Origin of the sequence: Altererythrobacter lutimaris (assembly GCF_013371495.1) — a bacterium.
In the GTDB taxonomy this organism is placed as follows: domain Bacteria; phylum Pseudomonadota; class Alphaproteobacteria; order Sphingomonadales; family Sphingomonadaceae; genus Erythrobacter; species Erythrobacter lutimaris_A.
The window spans coordinates 107,557-129,737 of sequence record NZ_JABWTA010000001.1; the positions used below are offsets into that span (position 1 = coordinate 107,557).

The window sequence follows — 22,181 nt, forward strand, 5'->3', positions numbered from 1 at the left end:
GTCGATTCGTGCGTGTTTCCTAGGGGAAACGCCACGAAGCAGAGAGGACTATGAACACGCACGCGCCCATCAGCGAAGACCAGGCAGAGATCGCGGATAGCGAGCTCTACTTCAATCGCGAATTGAGCTGGCTGAAGTTCAACGAGCGTGTGCTCGCTGAAGCGGAGAATGAAAGCTATCCACTGCTGGAGCGCCTGCGGTTCCTTTCGATCTCAGGCAGCAATCTTGACGAGTTCATGATGATCCGTGTGGCGGGCCTCGTGGGCCAGGTGCAGCGCGGCATCGGCAAGCCATCGATCGACGGACAGACGCCGTCACAACAGCTCGCAGCGATCCGGTCAAAGCTGGTGGAGCTCAGCGCAAGGCAGCAGACCATCTGGCGCGATTTGCATGATCGCCTCGGTGAGATGCACATTCACGTTGCTGACGAGCACCGGGTCAAACCGTCCGCCTATCAATGGCTCAAGAACTACTTTCTGGAGGAGATCCTCCCGATCATCACGCCGCAAGCGCTTGATCCTGCGCACCCGTTTCCCTTCGTCACCAACGAGGGGATGGGGCTGCTATTCACGCTCAATCGGGAGGTGGACAAGGAACGGATCATCGAGATGATCCTGATCCCTCCCGCGCTGCCGCGCTATGTTCGCGTGCCCGGAGAAGAGGCGATCTATGTCAGTATTGCAAGCCTGATTGTCCGTTTCGCCGATCATCTCTTCCCCGGCTTCACAATCAAAGGTAATGGCCTTTTCAGAGTGCTGCGCGACAGCGATATCGAAATCGAAGAAGAAGCCGAGGACCTGGTGCGCACCTTCCGTAGCGCGATCCAGCGCCGCCGCCGCGGACAGGTGATCCAGCTGGAAATGGAAGAAGATTTCGACACTCATGCCGAGCAGGTTTTGCTCGAGCAGTTGGGTGTGCACGAAGCAGCGGTCATCAAGACCGATGGTATTATTGGTATCGATGGACTGGCCGAGATCGTCGAAGAGGATCGCCCGGATCTCAAATTTGACAGCTATTCGCCGCGCTATCCGGAACGCATTCGCGAACATGATGGGGACTGCTTCTCCGCCATTCGCGAAAAAGACATCATCATCCACCACCCCTATGAAAGCTTTGAAGTGGTGGTGGACTTCATCCGGCAAGCGGCGGCCGACCCTGATGTCGTTGCGATCAAGCAGACGCTCTATCGGGCTGGCACACAAAGCTCTGTCATCAATGCTCTGATCGCAGCGGCAGAGAACGGCAAGTCAGTCACCGCGGTGGTCGAACTCAAAGCGCGCTTTGATGAAGAGCAGAACCTCTTCTGGGCAAACAAGCTGGAGCGGGCCGGAGTTCAAGTCATTTACGGATTTGTCGATTGGAAGACGCATGCGAAGGTCGCAATGGTCGTCCGCCGCGAGGAGCAAGGCTTCCGCACATATTGCCACTTCGGCACCGGGAATTATCACCCGGTCACAGCCAAGATTTATACCGATCTGAGCTTCTTTACCGCTTCTCCCAAGCTCGGCCGCGATGCCGCGAAGCTGTTCAATTTCGTAACCGGCTACGTCGAACCGCACAGCATGGAACTGCTTGCGGTCGCACCGCTCAACCTGCGCGAGAGGCTCTATGAGTGCATCGACAAAGAGATCGAAAACGCGCGCAAAGGCAAGCCTGCGACGATCTGGTTCAAGCTCAATCAGATCACTGACAAGGAAATGATCGACCGGCTTTACGCCGCGAGCCAGGCCGGCGTCGAGGTTGAGCTTGTTTGCCGTGGTATCTGTTCATTGCGGCCAGGCGTGCCAGGTCTTAGCGAGAATATTCGGGTGAAATCGATTATTGGTCGCTTCCTTGAACACAGCCGTATTTTCGCTTTTGCCAATGGCCAGTCCATGCCCGGCAGCAAGTCCAAGGTGTTCATCTCGTCCGCTGATCTGATGGGGCGTAACTTGGATCGACGGGTCGAAGCGCTCATTCCGATCAAGAACAAGACCGTGCACGATCAAGTTTTGCAACAAGTGTTGCTTGCCAATGTGCTCGACACAGAACAAAGCTGGGAGCTGCATCCTGATGGGAGCTATTCGCGCATGCAGCCTGACGATAAGCCCTTTAATTGTCACCGCTATTTCATGACAAACCCCTCGCTTTCAGGACGAGGAGGGGCGCTCGAGCCTGATGCGGTGCCGAAACTCGCACTACGCAAAGGGCGTCACGCATGAGCCTTCGCGCACGTCGTACAGACCGCGATGGCATTTTCAGCGGCAATACGCCGGAACGCGCGATTATCGACATCGGATCGAACACAGTGCGCCTGGTCGTCTATGGTGGCTCCATGCGTGCACCCGTGGTGCTGTTGAACGAAAAGGTTGCCGCGCGCTTGGGCCGCGAAATGGCCGAGACTGGGCGTATTCCGCAAGATTCATTCGATCTAGCCTTGCAGGGATTACGGCGATTCCGCTTATTGCTTGAAGAGCTCGAAATCGAGGACGTGGAAACGGTCGCAACCGCTGCGTCTCGCGAAGCAGAGAATGGACCTGACTTCATCGCAGCGGTCAAAGAACTCGGCTTCAAGCCGCGTGTCATCTCCGGCGAAGAGGAAGCACGAGTCAGTGCCCAGGGGGTGATCGGTGCCTTCCCGGGCGTCCAAGGCGTGATGGCTGACTTGGGCGGAGGCAGTCTGGAACTGATCCGTATTCGGGATGGCGAGACATGCGATGCAGCGTCATTGCCTCTTGGCACCTTGAGGCTCTCCGCATTTGGCGACGGTGATCCTGATTCTATGCTCAAAGCCTTGGGCAAAGAGCTGAAGAAGGGCGGCTGGGGCAAGCCCATCGATGCACCGCTCTATCTTGTTGGCGGAACGTGGCGCGCGATGGCGGTCTATGCGATGGAGAAGGTCGGGCATCCTCTGAGCGATCCGCACAGCTTGTGGCTTGATCCCAAGCGTGCACGCGTCCTCGCTGAAGACTTGGCGCAAGCAACGCCTGAAACCCTCCAGCAAATCGAGCGCATCTCGACCATGCGTTCCAACACGATGCCGCATGCAGCCGTGCTACTTCGGGCAATGCTGAAAAAGCTCCAACCTGAGCGGCTTGTGTTCTCGTCATGGGGACTGCGCGAAGGGCTGCTTTATGACCGGCTTGAGATCGGTGCTCGCTCGCAGGATCCGCTGCTTGCCGGTCTAACCCTGTTCGCAGCCCAGCGTGGGGCACCACCTCGACTTTCGACGCGTGTCGCAGGATGGACGGTGGATGCAGTGCCGGCTGGCAAACATGGCTCAGAACGCTTGCGGCTCGCGGCAACGATGCTGTCGCTCGCTTCCATGCAGATTGAACCCAATTTGCGGCTCCACCAGGCAGTGGATTGGGCGCTGCATAAGCGCTGGATCGGGATTGAAGCGCATGAGCGTGCAATGATGGCAGCGGCAGTATGTGCCAACCGCAACCATCTGGATTTGCCATCTGAAGTCACAGCTTTGGCGAGCGAAGAGGCCTTGAACGAGGCGATTGGCTGGGGGCTGTCGATCCGGCTTGCAAGGCGTCTCGGAGCGCGCTCCAAGCGATCATTCCAAGTCAGCAGGCTGCTCCGCGACGGGGATAAGCTCGTGCTGCAACTGCGTGAAAGCCACAGGGATTTGCGCGGTCTGCCACAAGACAAGGATATGACCTTGCTGGCGAACCATCTCGGCGGCGACTATGAAATCCGCACTGTTCCCGACGAAGAATGGGACGTTTCAAGCGAGAGCGGAAACGACGATCCCTTCGATAGCGTCAGCCAAGCGGCGGAGTAAGCCCTAGCTTGCACCGGTCTTGCTGCTTGCGAATGGGGAGAAGTCCGTATCGGTGTCAAACAGGTCGACGCCCTCTGCGCGCTTGAGCTTGTTGACGACCAGATAGGTCACTGGCGTGAGCAACGCCTCCCATGCGGTCTTGATAAGCCATTGCGAGATCACAACCTGAACCAGCGTTTCAGGTGGCCATCCGGCAATGCCCCAAAATGCAAGCGGGTAGAAGATCAGGCTGTCGAGCCCTTGGCCGACCACAGTCGATCCGATCGTGCGGCTCCATAGATGTTTGCCCTGCGTCCAGACTTTCATCTTTGCCATCACGAAGGAGTTGGCAAACTCCCCGGCCCAGAATGCGACCATGCTTGCGATTACGATCCGCCAGCTATTGCCGAAGACATTCTCATAGTCGCTCTGGAACGGCCATCCGTCAGCTGGCGGCAGGCTTACGACCACCCACGCCATGAACGCCATAAAGGCGAGAGCGGCAAAGCCGGTCCAGATCACACGCCGCGCGCGGGCATACCCATAGACCTCCGTCAGCACGTCGCCGATGATGTAGCTGATGGGAAAGAACAGGACGCCTGCCCCGAAGATCCATGGATCGCCGCCGGGTAGCGTTATGTAGCTCGGTTTCGAAGCGCCAATCAGGTTGGAGAGCAGCAGGATCGTCACGAACGCTGCCATCACCAGATCGTAATAGCGGAAGCTGCTGGGTGCTGTGGAGGTGCGCTGCGGCGCTGAGCTTACTTCGGAATTTTCCATCGCTGCGCGCCCTAACGCCATTTGCCCCTCAGGAAAAGCACGCTAAGGAGCGCGCGGCGCGCGCCCGTAGCTCATCTGGATAGAGCGCGAGACTTCTAATCTTGAGGCAGCAGGTTCGAGTCCTGCCGGGCGCGCCATGAAATCAATAGCTTAGCAGTTACCTGATGCTCAATCAGGTAACATATAGGATACAAAATGAGGCCAAAATGCTTGAGCTGATAACCAACAATCTGGCTGAATCGGTCTCGATTGGCACGGTCATTCTAGGCTTCGCATTGGAGCGAATTTTCCGACTTAAAGCGAAGCTTTTCTACAGTATTCGCCACGCATCGAGTTATCCCGTTGAAGAACCCCTTCATGACAAAGACGGCAAAGTGATCCAGAAAATGCAGGTCGTTCATACGGCTAGTATTGTGGCGGAAAATACCGGCCTTCAGCCAGCCACTGATGTTGAATTTACCTTCAACTGGAAGCCACCCATATTTACCGTGTATCCTGGACGCGCCTTCGAGGCGAGCACCACAGGGATGGGGCGCTGGTCACTTACTCTGCCAAGCCTTGCACCAAAAGAGGTATTTGTGATCGAGATTATGAGCATTAATCAGGAACTGCCTATGCTAACTGCGGTCAGATCTCGAGAAGTTGAGGGCAAGGCAATCGCCATGATCCCTCAACGCGCAGTTTCCCCATGGCTGGTCCGTCTCGAAATCATGCTTTCGCTGATCGGGATAGGTACTTGCATGTATTTCTTAGCCAGCTTCATTGAGGCGATTCTAGGATAGCTACTAAAAATTCATCGCGTGTTTAACTCCTCGCGAATGACTCTAGCTTTGAGCCCCGTCACCGCAATGTGGCGGGGTTTCTTCTTGCCTTGCGCTTAAGGAAGATTCCCGCCAGTCCCATAAACATGAACAACAGGTTTTACGGCATTCTTGAGCAGCAACTGCGCTTGCAGCGCCAATTCAAGGAAATTGGCCTTGGTCTGCGACCATACGATCAGATCCGAGAGGCGATGGAGACAGTCTATCCGACCATGTCGGTACTGGACAGGTTAGGCCTTACGAACAATGCGTTGATCGAATATACGAACATATCAAAGGAGATGGCCCAGATCGACTTCCCGACCGCTCGCCAATCTCTGTTCCCTCTCAACCGCAACATAGGTGAAGACTTTGCAGGCATCTCGAATGCAACGCGAGGCCTTCGAGACCTGTTCAATGAGAGTGAAGTGCTGAAGGCAATGGAGGGCTTCACTCCAGCCCTAACTGACATGCTGAAAGGCTCGCAAGGTGCTGTAAATGCTCTGAACCTAGCGGTTGATCAGAGCCTAGGAAACTATCGTGACGCCTTCGGTATAGCTGGCGGTCTCGCCGAGAGACTGGCGACCGACCAGGCTGGGATAATCGATGCGGTAAGAGCCCTGACCTTGCCGGAATTATCTGATACCGCCCGTGCATTCAGAGACCTCGGAATTGGTGACTGGGAAGACATTGACGAAGAGAGCGACGACGAGGTGCGCGGGCGTCTCACAACCGTAATCGCGATGTTGCTCCAGCAACTTGATTTTCGGAATTGGGCCCCTGCTGAGTACATTGCAATAATAGCGTTGATCTATACCATCGCTAACCCGTCATACACCAAGGAAGATCGCCAGTTTGCGAAAGAATCAAGCAAACAGGTCGCAAAGCTTCAAGAGGAAGCAGAAGAAGCCACCAAAGCTCTCCAGCATCTATTGCGTGCTGAAGCAGAAAGAGGCTTGTATTTGGAGTATGTCTCAAATCTGCCTCGGGCCAGGGTGGTCAATCGCGCATACATTCGAGAAAGTGCCAATGGAAAATCAGCGCACATAGCAACATTGAGGGCGGACTCAGCATTGGCGATCAGGCGGATCGAAGGACCATGGGCCTTGGTAATCTATCGTGATTCCCTGACCGATGAGTTGGCTGAGGGATGGGTCTGGAAGGCCTCAATCACCGAGCTTGAATAACCTCCCCCACCCGATCATCAAACTCGTGCAGCTTCCACTCCTCAACGCCCTTGGCTGAAACCTTGGTGATCCGGATCTCTCCGCCCACGCCAATTCCGTTGCGGCCACTCGCCCATTCAGTCGGCTTACGCTGAGCTTGCACGAACTTCATTGAATCTGCCCGAGGATTGAAATTCTCAGGCTTAGTTATGTCGATTGTCGTGTCAGTCCCCCAAACCTCAACAGGCTCAACATAGGGCAGGATCATCGCGCGCTTTGGATACCACCTCCAAGCATTCGCTTCAGGCTCCCCATCCGCAGGATCAGTAAAAAAGTAACACCCAAACGCCCGACTCAGCTCAGCAGAATAGTATGCAGCAATCCAACGGGTCATCTCTTGCGCAGGATTGTGACCGTCTCGCTCATATACCCGTTTCACAACTTGCTTGAAGCGATCGAGCGTAAAGGCCTGTTTGGCGAAAACCTCCAGGCAAGCGATATGCACCTTCGCAAGGATATGTCCTGAGCCCACCGCTGAGATCACGACAGGTACGCCGTCGATCAGAATGGATTTGGGCTCATGCATTAGCACTTGCCCAGTTTCATCGAAGAAAGCGGAATCGGTTACGAGATATGCCGCCTCGTCCTGAACGATAAGATTGCAGAGGCTCATGAAATGTATCCTTCATCATTTCGATGCAGCTTGCTTCGTTGCGCCGGTATGAAGACGCTAGACACTCCCGCGCTGAGAGCTTGTGAACGCATCAATGCCCGAAACTCTTCCGGCACACGTTGCTTGAACTTTGATGAGTTTGCAGCATCCGCCATCCGGTCAAGCAGCGCAGCTTCGGCTTTCGCCTGATTGGCCTCCTCCATCTTGCGAGCGAATTGATTGGCTGCGCGGGCAGCTCGATCGAAACCGGCAACCGCAGAGGTTTGCGCAGTCGTTCCGCTCAAGGTTTGCAAGAAGGTTGCCGCGGCGGCGCCTGGACGTGCCGCCAGGTACTCGTTCAATGTGCCTTGAGGATTGAGGTTCACCCATTCCGAAAGGTCCTGCATCAATGTCGCAATTTGTTCGTTCGGTATCTCCTCGCCCAGTTGGCGTAGAAGCGTCTTTCCGAATGGCGACTTTGTGGTGATCGAATCGACAAGTGCCGAAGCCGGGATCTTCTCGGTCAGCGTTTCGATTGCGCCCACTTCAACGGCATACTTGATCGATGTGACACGATCAGCGCCCCGCAGCCGTGCATCGGCATAAGATGGAACGCCAGTTTGCACTCCCATCATGCCAGCAGATACATTCGGGTTGCGCGTCAGTACGCCAGCAACGAGCGCCATAGCGCTTTGAGGCGTTTGTTCGATCCCTTGCAAGATGTTTTCTTGCACAAAGCCGGTGTAATCTGGACGTGCCTCAGCAACGGCAATTGAGGCCTGAGAAACTCCTGCTTCAAAATAGGCTCTTCGATCAGCAGCGCGGCGCTCCAACTGGCCGCGCGTGAGAGTGTTAGGCGCAGCAATTCTATCAACGAAATCCATGGCGCTGCCAACGCTATCCGCCAAAGAGAAATTCATCTTTGCGCCTTGAAGGCCAACACCCTTAAATGCTGCCTCGGCAGTTGCGGGAAGCTTCTTGATGGTGTCCCAGATGCTTCCCAGCGTGCCCAAGCTTTCCGCATCATCTTGCGCCATGATAGCGCCGCGTGGGTTTTGAGCGGACCAGCGACCGACTTCAGGGAATTGCTCTGTTAAGCCAACAAACTTGCGCGTTTGCAGTGCGCGCTCAGTGTCATCGACGTTCTGGACCTCGTAAGGTTCGACACCAGCTTCACGAGCCACGCGCTCTTGCCGAGCAATCTGATCAGGTGGCGGCGAGAATTGCATATCCTCGCGCAGCTTGTCAGCCTGCATACGCTGAATTTCAGCCTGAACGGGATCTAATGCAGCCGTGCGCTCAGTCTTGCGCTCTTGCCGCTCAAAGCGTTTCGCATAGTCAAAGGGATTGGTAGCCACTGCTAGCGCCTTCCCAATAGGATATCAGGCGGGGGCAATTGAACAGCATTGTAGTTGGGCTCAGGTTCTGGTTCCTGACCCATGAGCCAAGCGAACGGGTTCATCGCTTGGGCGTCCAAACCCCTCGTTCGCGATGACAAAGGTCGATTGGCTTTGCGGGCTTCATCAGCCGCCCAAGAGCGAGGATCAAATTCAGGAGCGCGCGGCATGGCTAGGACGCCTGGCCAGGGTGAAGCTCGTTCATGAGCCTACGGACTGGCGTGATTATTTGATCGCCCACATGGCTTTTTTCGCGCCCCTGAACGACATCTCCAAAGCCATACTTCCCACGGCCCCTCAGAAGCGCATCGAGACACCATCGCTTGTCTTCGCGAGTATCGTGTTCCTTTGCCCACTCTTCGCGCTCCTCAGAGTCGAGAGGCTCGAACTTGCGATCAGGCGGACCATCATAGCGAAGGAGCTCGTCAGGCTCGTATTGCGTCCCAGCATAGACCGGTACACGCAGACGATGCGTCGGATCGCCAGCGCGGGAGATTGTGTAGCCAGCGCGCGTCATCAGTTAGTTTCCTCGGTTGAAGCTGGTGCGCGCAAAGAGAGTGCTGAAACTCCGTCGCCATGCATTTCGTCAGCGAGAGTTGAGAGATGGGGAAGTTGCTCGAGTGCTGCACGTGCAGTCGCAATCTTGTTGTTCGCCCGGCCGTGAAAGTCCAGTAATGACTTTTGATCATCGACTCCACGCGGTAGCCTCCAACGCGTGGACATCTCGCGGATGGCGTTCTGAATGCCTTCCGCATTGTCGATCGCTTCAACCAGGATTGAGAGCGCGTCTTCGATCTCGGCTGCCTGCTTGGAAGCCTTCGCATAGACCGCATCGATCTCAGAGAGCTCATCCTCCCAGCGCTTGCGATCAGCTTTCGCTTGCTCGATCTTCTCAACGGCCACGGACTCTGCCCAGGCCGCTTCGAGCGCTTCGAGCTGGGATTCGATTCGTGCCGTCTTGGCCTGCGCTTCGACCTGCACAGCCTCATCTACATTGCCCAGCGCTACGTCCAAGGCAGCTCCGCTGAAGGCTTTGATTGCCGCTTCTCGCTCAGCTTCCAGCGCGTCTCTGCGCTTGTGATAAGTTCCTGCATCAAGGGTCTTCATTGGGTGTACTCCATCAATCGTTCCGAGAACGATAGGGTTGTTTCGGCAGCGTTTGAATCGCGGTCACTGCGTCGAAATTTGCGCATACCGACCATGCTTCAGCGCGTTTAGATTTCCGACCGGTGCACCCGGTGATTTGCCGCCGTGAAAGTGGCAACGACCGTTGGCCATAGGTTTCCGTTTGCAAGGCACGCCCTTGCGGTTCTTCGCTCCGCAGAAGCGTTGAGACTCAACCATCGAGCTCAGCATAGCGATCAACAGGCTTGCGACGCACATCACTGCGATAGACCGGGTCGGTGCAATGAGCTTCGGTCCCATAGCCGTAGAAGCCACCATCGACTGGCAACACTGGTTCAGCAAATGTCAGAGCAAGAGCGTCTGCATCATCAGGAGAAGGCAAGCCGCGCGCCTTCATATCCTTCTTCTTCTCAAGCTGGATCGAAACCTGATCGGCTGCATAGCCATACTCAGGGCCGGTAAGATCAGCCTCCAGATCATCGCAATCAGGAATGGCCCCAGTCTCCAACCAGGCGCGCATACTGGTCCACATCTCAGCCCTGCGATTGATAGTTTGAACGCGAACGCCGGAAGCCCAATCCGCCTCACGCCCTTTCGCGCCAAACCAGACTTCGACTACGTTCTGCACATTAAGCTGGCGCAAGCGATCGACCACTGCCGCGCCAATATTACCAGCATCCACACAAATCATTTGCGGGTTCCAGCGTTGAGCCTCTAACGCGACTTCAGAGGCCAGTGTCATTGCATCAACGTCATTCCAGCGTTTCCATGCCAGCGATCTGGCATCCCGCCCACGCCGGAGAGCAAGCGTTGAATGGTCATCTCCGAAACGCGCGCAATCCAGCCCGAACACCAGCGGATCACTTGGCAAAGCCGATACTTCGCGCTTGCGAGCATTTTGGACTATCTCAGAAGAGATAAACTGCATCGAGCCTGCGCGCGGGAATTGCCCAAGAACGCGAACCCGAACGAAATCGCTGTCAGCCCCATACGCATCAATCCAAGCTTGAAGTTGATCCTTGTTCGTTCGCTTGGCAGTCCGGCCGTCAATCATGCGGTGCGACCAATGATTGCGATACCGACCGACAATCACTTCTCGAAAGCGCCCGGTGTTTCGTGTCGGGTTTCCATATGCCAGCCAGACGATTTCTGTCTTGGCATCGGTCAGACCACCGCTAGCCGTATCCCAGATCGCATCAATGATCGAAGATGCTTCATCGAACAGCAGGATCGTGCGCTTCCCGGCATTGTGCAAGCCCGCAAAGGCCTCCGTGTTCCGTTCCGACCATGGGATAGCGTCAATCCGCCAATTGCGTTCGTGACCCGCTTGTGTCGAATGGATCGAGGTTGCTTCCATCACGAACAATTCACGTAAGCAATCGAACTGAAGCAGCGAGTACCACTTAGCCAATTCCGGCCAGGTTTTCGTACGAAGCTGCCCTTCGGTGTTCGCTGTGACCACCCCGCGCGTATCTTCATGCGTCATCAGCGCCCAGAGGATCAGCCAGGCGACCTGAGAGCTTTTCCCGATACCGTGACCGCTGGCAGTTGCGTCTTGAATAACCTTGAAAGGATCATCGCGCAGCCTTGAGCCGATAAGCTCCAGTTGTTCACGCTGCCATGTGTCAGGGCCGTCTTCATCCGCAAGTGATGTGCCTTCTACGCCCCAAGGAAACGCCCACATGACAAAGCCGAGCGGATCATGGGTTAAGCGGCCCAGGTCCGCGATCACTTCCTTGCGAATTTCGTCGGCGTTCAAGCAGACCTCCTGTCGATTTAGGAGGGCTTAGGCTCGTCACCCATGGGGTTGAATCGCGCTTTAGGAAGAATCGTCCGAGCAAGACTATTGCGAATCCCAGTTACACCAATACCCTAGTAGGGAATCAGGAGGGGATTTTGATCAGAGTTCGCGAAATATCTCGTGCGGGCATTCTTACTGGATTTGCGAGTATCCTGTTTGGCTTTGCGGCTGCTTTTATTGGTCGCGAGCTTTTCCAGCTGTTCCCAATCCTCGGTCAACGTTCCGAAGATGTCGGAACTATACTTCTAGGTGCAGCGGGGTTCTCGCTTGCTATGCTCTACGGTCGATACCGTAGGCGCAAGGAAAGGGTCGATGCCGGAGCTGTTGATGGGCAAAGGCCCTCGATCCTTCTTGCAGAGCTAAATGGTGACAAGAACAACGCTCGGCAACTGGAAATCGACAGATCAATCAGAGGGCTTTTAGGGGACGGTGTAGAAGTATTGATTTGGCCCTTTCCGGTCCCAATCCAAACTGGAGCCAAGGGAGCTCGCGACCACAAATTGAGAGATCTGGCCGAAGAGTGGCTCAAGCAAACCAACTGCCATGTCCTGGTCTACGGCACTGTATCCGATACCTCAGCAACCCATCTCTCACTCTTCAGTCCTGAACGGGGCGTGGAAGAAATCGAGGGGGCCGCTGGTGAATTGCTTAAGTTTGACACGGCTTTCTCCGATAAGATTGCAGATCATATTGTCTCAGAGGTCGCGAAAGTCTCTTTGTCCGAGGCCGAGCATGTGCTTTCCGATGAAGACCTCAGTTCGATGCTTACCGTTGTGGACCAGCTATTGGACTCAACCAAACATCCGTTGGTGCGCCACAATCATTTATCCTCCAAAGCCGGATTGCTTTACGGAAAAGGTACAAGAGATGCAGATACGAGCATAATCGAACAAGCATTGACCACCTTTAGCTCTGCTCAAAGTTTGGTTGATCCGCGGACAAATCCGCATCGATGGAACGCAGCTCAACTAGGCGTGGCGAAGAGCAACTTGAGCCTCGGTGTCAAAAACGAGGACCAAGCTCGATTAAGACTCGCGCTAGTGCAGTTTGAACAGGATGCAAGCGATCACGGGGGACCCAAGTGCTCCAAATGTCGGCAAATCGCCCTGGAGTTTCGTACCGGAGCACAGATCGAGTTGCTTAAAATTTCATGGAGCAAACCCGACTGGGAACGTGGGCTTTCAGACGTCGAAAAGATGGTTGAAGAGTTCTCCAATATTGACACAGACGAATACTGGAGGGCTCGTGCGACGATGCTCCAATACCTCTCACAGGGTATTCGGTTCGCAGATAAAGGTTCGGACATATTCCGTTTGGCTGACGAACTGAGTGAACAGGCCTTGTTCATTCCAGATGGGATATCACGTAGCTGCAAGATCGAGTTCAAAGGCATCGCAGGCATTGTGCAGCTGGACTTGTTCGAAAATCTAGATGAGCCAAAGCACGCTGAGACTTCAGTTAAGATTCTTAATGACCAGCTCACCTACCTATCGAGGAAGCACGATTCATCTCGATGGATTGAAGCCCAAATCAACAAATGCGGCGCATTGAGCAAACTAGGTGAAAAGCAAGTTGGTAAGGTAAATCTCCTTCGCGCGGTAGATTCAGGTGAACTCGCGCTAGAGTCAGTCAATAAGGTCGACAATCTACGCGAATGGGCTCGAGCCAACAGTGCGCTGGCATTTGCTTATGAGCTCCTGGGGGACCACACCGGTGACCCTGAACTATTCAAGCGCTCAGTAGAGGGGCAAGGATCTGCATCTATCGCACATGCACGCATGCGTAACCGGCAATCGTGGGCCACACAGCGCATGAATATGGCTCTGGGCATCTGCAAATACGCTGCTGCTAGCGGAGGGAAGAGTGATGACCCGAAACAGCGTGAGAGAATTTCTGATTGCTTCGCGCGCAGCGAGCGATTGATCAAGAACATCATGCGATACTATCGCAAAAACGGACAAAGGATGCAGGAGATAAGAGGAGTTACAAATCTGTCGTTCGTCCAAAGCAGGCGAGGCTGGGTCTTGAGCGACAGACAAAGTGTTCTAGCCGCCATAAAGACATCTAGGCAGGGACTTCAAATGATTGACTCGGGCGCACACAAAGCAATTTGGGGCACTCTAACACTTAATCTAGCTTCCGACTTATTCGCATTGGGCTCCAATGAGCAGAACGACTCCATGCTTGCAGAAGCGGGCAAGCTAAGTCACTCGTATCTGGAGCAATTCGAGCCGCAAGGAGGGATGAACCGAAACGTATCCCATATGAAGGAGATTAGGGATGCGGTTGAAAGTGCGACGCGTGCAATGCGGCATTGAACAGCCCATCATTTTGCCTTTGCCTAGTGGCGGAACCAATCATCATTAGCCTAACCTTCCCAATAGGTTTTTCACGCTAGACGCATGCCACTTGCCGCCGCGAGGCGTGACAAAGCCACCTTCGTTCATCGCCTTCGCCAAGCCCGTGAGCGATGAAATGCCCTTTTCGTTCAGATCCTCGATCACTGAGCGCAATTCTTCGGCTCGCTCTTGTGCATCGGCCTTGAGGCTCTCAATCGCCGCTGTGTTGCCTTTCTGAGCCCGTCTGAGCGCAGCAGCGCCGTTCGGGTTGCCAAGCTTTACGCCGCGTTCTTTCGCGGCTTGTAGGGCAGTCTTTGTGCGCTCAGATATGAGGCGGCGCTCCTTTTCTGCCAACGCCGCGTAAATGTGCAGCATGAAGGGATCGACGTCAGGACCAAGCTCTGTGACGATGAAGGGTATACGCTTGGCCATGAGCCCACTGATAAAGGCGACATCACGGCTTAGTCGATCGAGCTTCGCGACAACCACAGAAGCACCGTGGAGTGACGCTTGTCTCATCGCCGCTCGCAGTTTGGGCCGCTTGGAAAGAGCGTCATCTCCCTTGCCAGTCTCGACCTCGATAAACTCATCTACGAGATCAGCACCCTGAGCCTCTATGAAGCGCTCTATGGCGTCTTTCTGCGCTTCCAACCCTAGACCAGACTTGCCCTGTTTCTCGGTTGAAACTCGGTAATATGCTACGGCTTTCATCTCTCACGCCTTCCTTACAAATCGCACTAATGAACATTAGGCGAATATGTAGGGATAGGCAATGAGATTATGCAGCCTCTAATCGCGGAACCAATGCCCGCTTGCGTGCAGCCTCCAGCAGTGTCGCGGTGGCTTCGTCGGACCTTACTTCGATACCGAGATCCTGCTTTGGTTTGCCCCAGCCACGATCGAGAAGAGCAATGGCAGCGGAGACGCGAGCATTCTCGCTCTCGCCGCCAGTAGCGATCTCAACCAGCGTCTCCACTGCCTCCCTGGTATGCTCTCGAGCCAAGTCGGTTAGCGTCCTGCCATCGGGCAGCACGATCTTGGCCTTGCCACCGGGGTTTCCGCTCTGACCTTTCTTAAAAGGCATTGCATTGCTCCTGAATATTCAGTGCAATGGCTACCCATCAACATCGAGTCGTTGAATCGCAATGCCCAGAAGACGCTCTCCACCACCTCTTTCGACTGACATTCCGCCAGGCTGGACCGCGCACGACGGCGGACCTTGCCCGATCGACCCTGAAGCAATGCCAGCAATAATGTTCAGGCGCGGCACCCGCATTCAGGCCGACTACCGAACCGCAGGAAGCTGGGCTCATATGTGGGAGCACGCTGGAGTTTCTATGGATATCGTGGCTTATCGCATCTGATCCATTATTCTGGCGCGGCGGTCTCGAAGAGCCGCGCCGGATTATACGTAGTATATAGTGAGTGTATCTACCGCAGTCGTTGGCATAGGAATCAGGGACTTGCATTATAGTCTCCCGCGTTTGCCGCAGGTGTATCCCGCGCGGTCTCCCGCACTTCCCTTAGGCCCTGAGCCGCCTTGCGATCACTGGTTCTCCAAGGCAGTTCTCCACGCTCAATCTTCCCAATGCGGAAGAGGCGATCGAGCGCTTTCTCAAGGCGCGGTTGTCCAATACCCTTGCTCTCCGGCATGCGCGCAAAGACCTTTGGGGCATAGGTGCTACTCGGCTTCTCAGAGACGGCGCGCTGTTCTTTTGAGCGCTGCCTAAGGCACGCGAGGAACAGTTCATTGTCCGCCGAGGCTTGCTGGCTCTCAGCAAATTGTTTGGCTTTGTCTGGCGGCAACTCATCCTCGCTTATGAAGGACCAATCGTTCCACATGAACCGAACTTGATCACCTTTTCGCGCGTAATTCGCTTTGCCAAGCCTCAGGGTGCGAATGTCCGTCATCGGATCGTGTTCAATATCAAAATGCGAACGCACAGCGTTGAGCCAAGCCGTTGTGCCGGAATAGCTATCGCCGTTTTTGTTGGGGTGCCCCAAGAGGATCAACGCAGCACTCGCTTGTCCCGCCAAGCGGTTCAGCAGGTTGATGAAGCGAGTAACTTCGCCTCGGTCATTCTCATTTCCCACGAAGAGATGAGCGACGTTATCGAGAAAGATTAGACGCGAGTCGGTTGCCTCAATAAGCGAGGAAAGCCGGTCAAAGGTTGCAGTTGGTCGAATGGCGCGGTCGCTTGTGAAGGTTGCCAGCTCCGCTCCAATTTCCCCACGCAGTGATGCAAGATGTAGTGTTTCTGATAAGTCACTCATGGAGCGGTTGAATGCTGAACAGATATGGCTCTGACGCCAATGCAGCTGACCTATATCATCTTCGCACGTTAGATAGATCGAAGACGTCTTGGGAATGTCGAAGCCGAGCGTTGGAATGCCGTAAGCCGCAGCAGTAGAGAACTGTTGCGCCAGCAGGCTTTTCCCGGCCGAACCTGGACCCGTGAAAAGTGTCACTTCGCCAGCGGGTGCCAAGCGAGGAATTATGAACTCTTTCGGCCTTGGCTCGACCTTGCACAGAGCCAGAAGGTCGAGAGTCTTGATGGCGTTGCTACCCGCTGCGAGTTGAGCTAGCTCCTTGAGCTCATCAGCCGACCCGTCCCAGTCAAGAATATCGCCAGCAGGCGGAAGCCCCGGCAGTCGTATCAGGTGAGGAATCCCGTCAGCGCTCTCGACAGCTTCAAGGGCATGAGAAGCCAAGTTGGTCCCAGTCTCATCATTGTCCGGAAGAATATATACCGTGCGACCGGCGACGAACTTTCCAAACTCGTCTTTCCAATCTTTGTGCGACGTTGCGAGCAAACCGAAGGAAGCCAGCTTGTCGGCCTTGGCTTCGCCTTCAGCCATGTAGAGAGGCTCTGATTGCGGAGCAGAGATCAGGTCAAGAATCCGATAAGGCACAGGATCGCCGCCCCTGCCGGATCGCCACACTCCATTTTGATCCAGATGATCGTAGAAGAATTCCTTGTCGCGATGGCGCCCCGGCTCGATCCTATGCTTGCGATAAGCCAGCGCCCCATCAGCCTCGAAATACTCGAATGTCGCTACGATCTTTTGATTGCCGGTCAGCCCGACCCCGTGCTCCGATGCAGGCTTAGTCGGCTCGCGTTGAGGCGGGATCCACGGGATCGCGCTGTTATCATTGGAGCGAGGTGGGAGAATGCCGGCATCCCGAAGCAGATCCTTGATCTCAAGAGGATCGCCGCCATTGCTGCAATGAACTAGGACACCATCGGGAGCGCCGGGCTCAATACTTGCCCAGCTTCCTCGATCTTTCTTGCTGTGACCTGGCGTCGGAAAGCAAGCACGAGAACCGCGGACCTCTCCGCCCATTACGCGAGCTATCTCCTGAAGATTTGGCGCGGTCATAACTCTACCACCATCACGCCCAAGTCGAGCGAGCCTAGAAAGTCGTTTCTTGCCTTGCGGTAGGCTGGCAAGATCGACCGTGCTTTTCGTCCTTTGGGCTGGTGCGGCGACCAGAACGCATCGAACCGATCCCCATCAAGTGAGAATTCCACGCTGAAGCGACGATCGAGCGCATAGGTCTTGCGGTATGCGAGCGAATTCATGCCACTTCCCCAAACAAGACCTTGCAGCCCCAACGCTTGCCAAGGCGGCACGCGTATTTCTCAGCGCTTTCCCGCTGGCGAAAATTTGAGCCCCACCGCTGACGACGAACCTTGCCGCCAACATGGAACGCAAGCTCGACAACCCAAAAGCGCGGACATTCGCGTACTGTGAAGAAGCGATCAGTCGGAAATTGCAGAACGTTGTTCATGGCCACTTCCCTCCCGCACGACGTTGATCGCGGCACACGGCAGTCAAGCTTGCGCTGAGAATCAGGTTGCGGTAGGAGAAAGACTGATCAAATGCGTACCAGCGAAGATCAGACGCGCCCCTCCAAGGGCGCGTTTTTCGCTTAGGAGGGCCGGTCATCTAACCCCTCCCACAGCTTCAGCACAGGCTCTGGCACTTCTAGCTTTCGCCCTGCCGTGTCTTCAGCAATTTCTATGCATCGAATTGAGCGTTCATGGATTTCACGCGCTAGGTTGTTGGCATCATCTACGTTGAGCCGAAAACCCATGTGCCGCCTCGCCCATTCCGTCTCGGCCATCACTTCGAATCCGAAGTTGCCGATCGGCCGCACCCAAGTTCGGTGCGGCTTCATGCCGCGATCCGATCCTGAAGCCATGCTTCAACTTCCGCGGCATTGTAGGCGAGGCGCCTAGAAGTAATTCTGATAGGCTCTGGGAATTTCTTCGCTGCTACCAATCTGTCGATAGTCGACCGGCTGAGACTGGTGAGTTCGCAGACACCTTTGGGGCTGAGTAATTGGGTTTGCATTTGCCGTCTCCGTTTTGTGGACGGCTATGGAACTTAAGCATATCAATGGGTCAGTCGACTAGGTTCTAGGGGAGATTGTCGGAGAATTTTCGAACCAATCTCCCTAGTACTGCTTTACGAGTTCCTGTGCTTGCTCGAGTGTGAAGTCAGGATCTTCAACATGGTTGATGATAATCTGGACTAACGCGATGGAGGCAGACTTCAATTCATGGCCGAGCGCCTCTTCGACCAGGCTCCGGGTTGCTTCCACCATGTACCGTCGCCACCATTTCTGAGCCGTACCTTTTGGGGCTCTTATTTCCGAGTTCTCCAAAAGTGCGTTCAGTGCATCGAGATCAGAGAGAGCTTTTGAGATGGCGAAGGGGCCCAATATGGCGCCAACCGCAGGAGATGGCCGTTTCAATTGCCGCATCAACTGCTCAACGTCAGATTGAAGTTTAGTGAGAGAGGCTCGTGTCGCGGTGATGTCGCGCCATTCCGGGACTTCTTCCTTCAAGTCTTCCTTGTAAACCTCGGCGATCCTTTCAACACGCCAAAGTGGTATAGCGGGCCACCGTCTTTCTATCTCTGCTTTTGAGGAATCGCTCAGGCCTAATTCAGCCATTTAGTCGCACCACGTTCTCACAACGCTCACCATTAACTACACGATCAATCTCGGCAGCCCACGTCTCAAGCGCATGGCGTTTCTCAGCCGCGTGGTCGTATAGATCGTACACGCGTCGCGTGACGCCCTTCTCAGCGTGATTGAGGACGCGCTCAATCAGGAAAGGCGCAACACCTAAGCGGCCCATCTCTGTTGCCGCTGTGCGCCTTAAATCGTGAAAGCGCCAATCAGCAATTGGCTCGCCGATAGCAGCGATAAACTTATCTAGAAGGCTCTTGCTACGAGCAAAGGCACTAACCGGGGTTTCGCCGTTCGTGGTGAACACAAATTCACCCATGCGCGGCTGGGCCTCAAGAATTCCAATTGCCAATCCTGAGAGCGGGACAAGCTGCTTCCGGTCGGCCTTCGTTTCGTCCGCTGCGATGGTCCATGTCGCCTCAATAAGGTCAATGTCGTCCCAGCGCATTCTTGCCACCTCAGTGCGTCTCTGAGCGGTCAGCGTAAGCGTTTTGAGCCAAGGCCCCATGGGATAGCCCAGCGCATCCGAAGCTCGCCAGATGGCCGCTATTTCCTCAATCTTAAGAACGCGGTCGCGCGCCTTCTCGACCTTTGCTTTCCTAACGTGGTCGGCTGGAGAGTTGTCTATGAAGTCCTCGCTCGCTGCCCAGCCGAATATGACCTTGACGAGCGCCAATATCCGATTGGGCAAGACTTTGCCTTCTAGCCCGCCAATCAGCTCGCGAACATCGCGGCGCGTGATTGCAGTGATCTTGCGCTCTTTCCAGTTCGGATAGACGTGCGCTTCAAGTTGGCGTTCTTGCAAGCGCCATGCCTTGTTCTTGTCCTTAGCGACGCGCTCGATCCAGAGCGCCGCTACTTCGCCAAAGGTTCGATCAATGCCATCGGTGCTGCCATCGCGTTCTAGAGCCTCAAGCACGTTCTCAGCAGCGACCCTAGCGCCTGCGAGTTTTGTGGCAGGATAAGTCCCAATCTTTCGGTTGATGACTTTGGACCCCACGCGCTTGCGCAGGGTCCAAGTCTTCTTGCCACTAGTGCCGACGCGAAGCCGCAAGCCTGTCACCTTGTGGTCTGGGTATTCGTCCTGCCCAGACTTAGGAGGCTTGATGGACGCGATCTTCGTTTCGGTTAGCACGATGAGACTCTCGCGCTTCCCTTGACGCGGCTCAGCTTGAGACTGGGTGGGAATAGATGGTCATCGGCAAGGCAGCCAGCCCGCATTCTTTGAAAAGCACCGAAAGTCCCATCTGGCTTCAGCCACATCTTCCCAATAGTTGATCGCTTCATACCTGCCTCCGCACGAGTTCGAGCAGGTAACGCGGCAATATGTTCGCAGAGAGCGACGTATGTCGTCCAACGCGTGTTATTCTCTTCGACACGTTGCCGGACATATTCAGGTGCGTCCCACCAAGCGCAATCGTCAAATTCGGAGAGAAGATCAAACTTTATTTGTTCGCGTTCAAGCGCGTGCTCTGCCTTTAAAACATTGGCATAAGCGCAGCAGTGCTTGATGCTATCCTTCCATGCTGGCCCTTTGCGGTTCGCTTTCTTGCTTCGAAATTCGTCTAGGCTGACAACAGTCATGCTCTGTTACCTTTTCGAGATTAGGTAACGCTTTAGGTAACTCAGACTGAGCTTCAATGCAACGCATGTGAAGCATGAGGCCTAGCTTTCTGTGGATTTGAGGCCTTATGACGCCTCATGGTAATCGCCAGCCTAGACTTCTAATCTTGAGGCAGCAGGTTCGAGTCCTGCCGGGCGCGCCAGCCAAAAGGCATCCCTTTGGGGATGCGTGGTGGCTTTTGAGACTGGCGGGCTCGAACTGAGTTCGGAATCGAAGCGCCGCAGGCGCGGAGATGAACGAGGAGTGCAGCGACGAGGACAGTCCTGCCGGGCGCGCCATTACCCCCGCATGACGCTTTCCAGCAATTCGCTTGTTATCGGATAGCCTGCATCTTCCATGATCGTGAGCATGGGTTGGCCCGAGCTGTCATCCACTTTCGGCACTATCGTCCGCACGGGAATGCTTTCGGCTTGGGCCTTGGCTTCTTCGAAGTTTGCGAAGAGCGCGAGCCGTTCCAGATTACGGCGCGTTGGGAAGATCAGTTTGATCTCGCCTCTGTCAGCCGCGTCCAGGGCGCCCTGAGCGGTTGTCCAGAACAGATGCGTGTTCTCAGACTGATCGGCTGCAATATCAACCGCACCTGTGCCTAGGTCTGCCAAATAGAAGCGCGTGTCGTAGACGCGGCTAAGCTGTTCGTTCTTGGGATACCACCGCGCAAACGGTGTAATCTGATCGAGGTCCAGCTCCCACCCGAAGTGTTCAAGCACAGGCGCGAGTTGGCCGGTCTCCTGCAGAAACAGGCGTGAAGCGCGCGCTTTCTCGGCATCGATTTCGCCTTTGAGACCGACAACGAGGCCGGTTTCTTCCAGCGTCTCGCGAACAACAGCCACCTGATGCGCGGCCTCTTCCGGTTCCAGATCACCGCCCAGCATTGCGCCGAGCTCGAAGTCTGCTGGATCGACACGTCCGCCGGGGAACACCGCCATGCCTCCCGCAAACACCATTTCGCGGCTTCTGATAGTCATCAGGATTTCCGGCGGCTCTCCCGCTTCTCCATTGCGGAAAATGATGATGGTCGCGGCAGGAATACCCAGCGGGGTATTGTTGGATGAAGAACTCATGGAAACCTTAGTGGCGCGTCGCCTACGCCTTGCCAACCCGCCAATCACAGGTTGCCGTCGGGATTCTTTACAAACCGCCAAGGCTCTGAACAGTCATTAACCATCTAAGCGGCTGCAAATCCGCCAATCTTCTGAATTGGCACGCCCTGTGCATGTTATTGGGCATACCCGTTGGTCTTCGATATCGAGGCGGGATCACAGGTCTCCCGATCCCGCCTCGCCCGACACAACCGAAATCCCAAAAACAAAGATCTCAATATCTAGCCGCCCGCAGAGGCGGCTTTCCTTTTTGTGCATCTGGTGACTGGAAGTGCAATCCGGACGCGTCAGTCAGCGCCCGCAGTTAGATCGCTCAGCTTTCCGCTTTAGCGACGCCCTGTTCGTCAAGCAGCTCTTGCAGTTCACCAGCTTCGAACATTTCCTTCATGATGTCGCTGCCGCCGAGAAACTCGCCCTTCACGTAGAGCTGAGGGATTGTCGGCCAGTCCGAGTACGCCTTGATGCCTTGGCGAACTTCCATGTCCTGTAACACGTCGACGCTCTCATAGGCGACGCCGCAATGATCGAGCACCTGCACTGCGAGATTTGAGAAACCGCACTGCGGAAACAGCGGCGTGCCCTTCATAAACAGGACGACGTCATTGTCTGAAACGAGGCTTCGAATGCGATCATTGATATCGGACATGGTGTTTCGGATCCCGGCT

The 22,181-nt window shown here is 55.1% G+C and carries 24 protein-coding genes and 1 tRNA gene; 6 read left to right on the plus strand and 19 right to left on the minus strand.

All coding sequences use genetic code 11. The features are described from left to right. Positions 1-50: 50 nt before the first annotated feature. Positions 51-2,201, plus strand: coding sequence for an RNA degradosome polyphosphate kinase (locus tag HUO12_RS00495; protein ID WP_176271742.1), 2,151 nt, complete (start codon positions 51-53; stop codon positions 2,199-2,201). Next, positions 2,198-3,772, plus strand: coding sequence for a Ppx/GppA family phosphatase (locus HUO12_RS00500; protein ID WP_176271743.1), 1,575 nt, complete (start codon positions 2,198-2,200; stop codon positions 3,770-3,772). Before HUO12_RS00495 ends, HUO12_RS00500 begins: the two co-directional genes overlap by 4 nt. Before the next feature lie 3 nt (positions 3,773-3,775). Here HUO12_RS00500 and HUO12_RS00505 read toward each other — a convergent pair whose 3' ends face one another. Continuing rightward, entirely contained in the window at positions 3,776-4,531 is a 756-nt protein-coding gene (locus HUO12_RS00505; protein ID WP_176271744.1) for a queuosine precursor transporter, read from the minus strand. A 60-nt stretch (positions 4,532-4,591) separates the two neighbouring features. Here HUO12_RS00505 and HUO12_RS00510 point away from each other — a divergent pair. The 3 genes from HUO12_RS00510 to HUO12_RS00520 all read left to right on the plus strand — a co-directional run bounded on the left by HUO12_RS00510 (position 4,592) and on the right by HUO12_RS00520 (position 6,518). Continuing rightward, positions 4,592-4,668: transfer RNA gene (locus HUO12_RS00510), tRNA-Arg, on the plus strand. A gap of 69 nt (positions 4,669-4,737) precedes the next feature. Beyond that, positions 4,738-5,313 (plus strand): hypothetical protein, encoded by a 576-nt coding sequence (locus HUO12_RS00515; protein ID WP_176271745.1) that lies wholly within the window; start codon positions 4,738-4,740, stop codon positions 5,311-5,313. Positions 5,314-5,438: 125 nt separating this feature from the next. Next, positions 5,439-6,518: a hypothetical protein gene (locus HUO12_RS00520; RefSeq protein WP_176271746.1), complete on the plus strand. Its 1,080-nt coding sequence runs from the start codon at positions 5,439-5,441 to the stop codon at positions 6,516-6,518. Here HUO12_RS00520 and HUO12_RS00525 read toward each other — a convergent pair. The 6 genes from HUO12_RS00525 to HUO12_RS00545 form a co-directional block, all read right to left on the minus strand. Further along, a complete protein-coding gene (locus tag HUO12_RS00525; protein WP_176271747.1) occupies positions 6,502-7,170 on the minus strand; it encodes a hypothetical protein in 669 nt (222 codons plus the stop codon). The two genes, HUO12_RS00520 and HUO12_RS00525, sit on opposite strands and share 17 nt — an antisense overlap. Next, entirely contained in the window at positions 7,167-8,507 is a 1,341-nt protein-coding gene (locus tag HUO12_RS00530; RefSeq protein ID WP_176271748.1) for a hypothetical protein, read from the minus strand. Before HUO12_RS00530 ends, HUO12_RS00525 begins: the two co-directional genes overlap by 4 nt. 211 nt (positions 8,508-8,718) lie before the next feature. Further along, complete coding sequence (locus HUO12_RS00535; RefSeq protein ID WP_176271749.1) at positions 8,719-9,063, minus strand: hypothetical protein; 345 nt, start codon at positions 9,061-9,063, stop codon at positions 8,719-8,721. Next, the gene (locus tag HUO12_RS00540; protein ID WP_176271750.1) at positions 9,063-9,653 is read right to left on the minus strand and encodes a hypothetical protein; all 591 of its coding nucleotides are present in this window, start codon (positions 9,651-9,653) and stop codon (positions 9,063-9,065) included. Before HUO12_RS00540 ends, HUO12_RS00535 begins: the two co-directional genes overlap by 1 nt. A gap of 63 nt (positions 9,654-9,716) precedes the next feature. Continuing rightward, the gene (locus tag HUO12_RS14685) at positions 9,717-9,989 is read right to left on the minus strand and encodes an HGGxSTG domain-containing protein (protein WP_408609435.1); all 273 of its coding nucleotides are present in this window, start codon (positions 9,987-9,989) and stop codon (positions 9,717-9,719) included. Beyond that, on the minus strand, positions 9,883-11,430 hold the full coding sequence (locus HUO12_RS00545; protein WP_176271751.1) for a terminase: 1,548 nt from the start codon (positions 11,428-11,430) through the stop codon (positions 9,883-9,885). Before HUO12_RS00545 ends, HUO12_RS14685 begins: the two co-directional genes overlap by 107 nt. A gap of 137 nt (positions 11,431-11,567) precedes the next feature. On the opposite strand from HUO12_RS00545, the gene HUO12_RS00550 reads away from it, so the two are divergent. Next, a complete protein-coding gene (locus tag HUO12_RS00550) occupies positions 11,568-13,790 on the plus strand; it encodes a hypothetical protein (protein WP_176271752.1) in 2,223 nt (740 codons plus the stop codon). A gap of 45 nt (positions 13,791-13,835) precedes the next feature. Here the strand turns inward: HUO12_RS00550 and HUO12_RS00555 are convergent, their stop codons facing one another. The 12 genes from HUO12_RS00555 to grxD form a co-directional block, all read right to left on the minus strand. After that, positions 13,836-14,522 (minus strand): recombinase family protein, encoded by a 687-nt coding sequence (locus HUO12_RS00555; RefSeq protein ID WP_176271753.1) that lies wholly within the window; start codon positions 14,520-14,522, stop codon positions 13,836-13,838. 67 nt (positions 14,523-14,589) lie between these two features. Further along, positions 14,590-14,895, minus strand: coding sequence for a DUF5681 domain-containing protein (locus HUO12_RS00560; RefSeq protein WP_176271754.1), 306 nt, complete (start codon positions 14,893-14,895; stop codon positions 14,590-14,592). Between the two features lie 371 nt (positions 14,896-15,266). Further along, entirely contained in the window at positions 15,267-17,156 is a 1,890-nt protein-coding gene (locus HUO12_RS00565; protein WP_176271755.1) for an AAA family ATPase, read from the minus strand. A 32-nt stretch (positions 17,157-17,188) separates the two neighbouring features. Further along, positions 17,189-17,395 (minus strand): hypothetical protein, encoded by a 207-nt coding sequence (locus tag HUO12_RS00570; RefSeq protein WP_176271756.1) that lies wholly within the window; start codon positions 17,393-17,395, stop codon positions 17,189-17,191. Next, a complete protein-coding gene (locus HUO12_RS00575; protein WP_176271757.1) occupies positions 17,392-17,604 on the minus strand; it encodes a hypothetical protein in 213 nt (70 codons plus the stop codon). Before HUO12_RS00575 ends, HUO12_RS00570 begins: the two co-directional genes overlap by 4 nt. A 141-nt stretch (positions 17,605-17,745) precedes the next feature. After that, positions 17,746-18,018, minus strand: coding sequence for a hypothetical protein (locus HUO12_RS00580; RefSeq protein WP_176271647.1), 273 nt, complete (start codon positions 18,016-18,018; stop codon positions 17,746-17,748). Continuing rightward, positions 17,991-18,170, minus strand: a complete 180-nt coding sequence (locus HUO12_RS14690) for a helix-turn-helix transcriptional regulator (protein ID WP_176271758.1) — start codon at positions 18,168-18,170, stop codon at positions 17,991-17,993. Before HUO12_RS14690 ends, HUO12_RS00580 begins: the two co-directional genes overlap by 28 nt. Before the next feature lie 103 nt (positions 18,171-18,273). Next, a complete protein-coding gene (locus HUO12_RS00590; RefSeq protein WP_176271759.1) occupies positions 18,274-18,774 on the minus strand; it encodes a hypothetical protein in 501 nt (166 codons plus the stop codon). Beyond that, a complete protein-coding gene (locus HUO12_RS14645; RefSeq protein ID WP_176271760.1) occupies positions 18,767-19,927 on the minus strand; it encodes a tyrosine-type recombinase/integrase in 1,161 nt (386 codons plus the stop codon). The genes HUO12_RS00590 and HUO12_RS14645 overlap by 8 nt, the downstream gene beginning before the upstream one ends. Next, positions 19,921-20,376 (minus strand): hypothetical protein, encoded by a 456-nt coding sequence (locus HUO12_RS00600; protein ID WP_176271761.1) that lies wholly within the window; start codon positions 20,374-20,376, stop codon positions 19,921-19,923. The genes HUO12_RS14645 and HUO12_RS00600 overlap by 7 nt, the downstream gene beginning before the upstream one ends. A 318-nt stretch (positions 20,377-20,694) precedes the next feature. Then, positions 20,695-21,477 carry an NUDIX hydrolase gene (locus HUO12_RS00605; RefSeq protein ID WP_176271762.1) on the minus strand — a complete coding sequence of 261 codons (783 nt, stop codon included), beginning with the start codon at positions 21,475-21,477 and terminating at the stop codon, positions 20,695-20,697. 352 nt (positions 21,478-21,829) lie between these two features. Beyond that, on the minus strand, positions 21,830-22,162 hold the full coding sequence (gene grxD, locus HUO12_RS00610) for a Grx4 family monothiol glutaredoxin (protein WP_176271763.1): 333 nt from the start codon (positions 22,160-22,162) through the stop codon (positions 21,830-21,832). Between the last annotated feature and the right edge of the window lie 19 nt (positions 22,163-22,181).